The organism is Endozoicomonas sp. SESOKO3, assembly GCF_024606255.1.
Map to the genome: position 1 here is coordinate 1 of NZ_JAHHPR010000122.1, position 1,951 is coordinate 1,951.

Here is a 1,951-nt window from a genome sequence, read left to right on the forward strand (position 1 = left end):
CAGCTCATTTGAGAGGCGTACTAATTCTCGGAGCGATGGGTGCTGTTTAAGTTGTTCCTCTCCATTGTCGTCTTTTACGTTATTTCCACTGCCATCATTCCATTCTCCCGGTGATCTGCTCTCCTGACCTTCAGGTTCATCTCTTTGCTCTTTTTGATGATCGTTATTTTCGTCTTTTGATTCTTTATCGGGTACTTTGCCAGAGGGTTTTCCAACATCATTACCTGCTTTTATGCCAACAGCATGATGGGTCTTCAAGGCAGTGCGCTCGAGAGGTAGCCACCCACCTCCACCACTCCGGGAGGGTGGAGGGGGAAACGAATAGAAGAAGCCCCTGTTGCTGCCTCCCGGAAAATCGGCGTTGCCAGCCGACCTATCTCTTGCCAGTGTCACTGTGTTATTCCGGGTTTGCCCCGTTTCCAGACCACTGTCTGTTATATTTTCGGAATAGAGTTGCCACTGACTCACAACCTGAGGCACTGTACCATCGTTGATTTCAAGCCGAACCTTTTGCCCACCCGGATTATGCCGGTCAACGTTGGTTGAAGAATTGCATAATGGCGCAATCGCAATAGCATTCAGGGAAAGAACAGATGCTATTAATAAGCGGTAAAAATGCATTCAAGTCTCGTTACACAACTTTTGTCAATAATGCCAACCCGCTCTGACTTGCCTGATAGAAAACCTCAGAACAATTTGTGTTGACTTTCTGTCGTGGAAAAATAAAGGAGCATTACTTTTCATCATTATTGTTCGTAGAGATAGAGAGTAGCCAAGAATTTCTGAATGGCTATATGGATTTTTTGACCTGTACTGCCACGTGGCAAATCTGAAACGGACACCAACGGCGATTATTAAATCCGGTCAGCAGTTAATGATTGTTTCCATTTACCGGAGTGTATAGAGGGTGTCTGCACATGGGGCAGGTTCTTATCCCGTGTTGAATCATCGCAATGACACAGTTCCTGTGAACTTTGTGGGAACAGGGCAGTATCTGGCAGCCGCTGAAGGCATCTTCCAGACAAATGCAGCACAGATCGTGGCCTGAGTTTTCCCGGCATTTGTGATTGCCTTCTAACCTTTTATCCAAACAGATATTGCAAACATCACAGTGAAAGGACTTATGCTTGTTTACTCGGCAAATGCCACATTTATCGCAGTGGTGCGGTTTTCTCTCCTTACAGGTGAAGTGTTTGCATTTTGCACAGAAATATTCCGACATTTTCTGGTTGCATCCCGGGCACGTCTGGGAGTCTTCCGTAATGTCCCCCTCATAGTTGCAGAAACAACATTGAAGCTTTTTCGCGTCAATAGCCTTGCGATCTTTAACATCGCAGTCATCACTGGCGTTATGGCAAATTTGGCAGGGGAAATACCTGGCACAGCATCCAAAGTTCAGACGGCATGACCGATGATAATGACTGCAAGATCGATTTCGGTTTTTGTCCCAGCATGTCGTTACCTGTTCCTGCCGGGGGTATGCCTCTTCATTGTCGATGTTCGACTCATCACTGCCTGACATCGGGCTGGTTTCCGGAATCGGTGGGTGTTCTCCACGGGGAATATTGTTTACTGATGGGGGCTCTGTACGATCAATAGACGAGAGTGACTGCTCATTGGGGGAAGTCAACTGTTGAGAAGCTCGATACTCCTCGTCACTGCCTGACATTGTCGGGTTGGTCTCTGCAATCGGTGGGTGTTCTTCACGGGGAATATTGTTTACTGATGGGGGCTCTGTATGGTCAATAGACGAGAGTGACTGCTCATTGGGGGGGCTCAAGGGTTGGTGAGAATCAAAACGCGCTGTGTCATTGCCGGGCATCGCTGGATTATTGGCCGCTGTCAGCCTCTGGGCTGTGTTTTCCGCTGCTTGATGGATCAGATAGTCTATTACTCCTTGTTTGCTTTCGAGATCAACGTACAACTTTTTGATCTGTTCCCTCAGGCATTG

The 1,951-nt window shown here is 47.4% G+C and carries 2 protein-coding genes; both read right to left on the minus strand.

The genetic code is table 11. The annotated features are described in order from the left end of the window. On the minus strand, positions 1-621 hold a 621-nt coding region (locus KDK18_RS02220), incomplete at its 3' end, for a hypothetical protein (protein WP_257252885.1). A 250-nt stretch (positions 622-871) separates the two neighbouring features. Next, on the minus strand, positions 872-1,951 hold a 1,080-nt coding region (locus tag KDK18_RS02225; protein ID WP_257252886.1), incomplete at its 5' end, for a CHY zinc finger protein.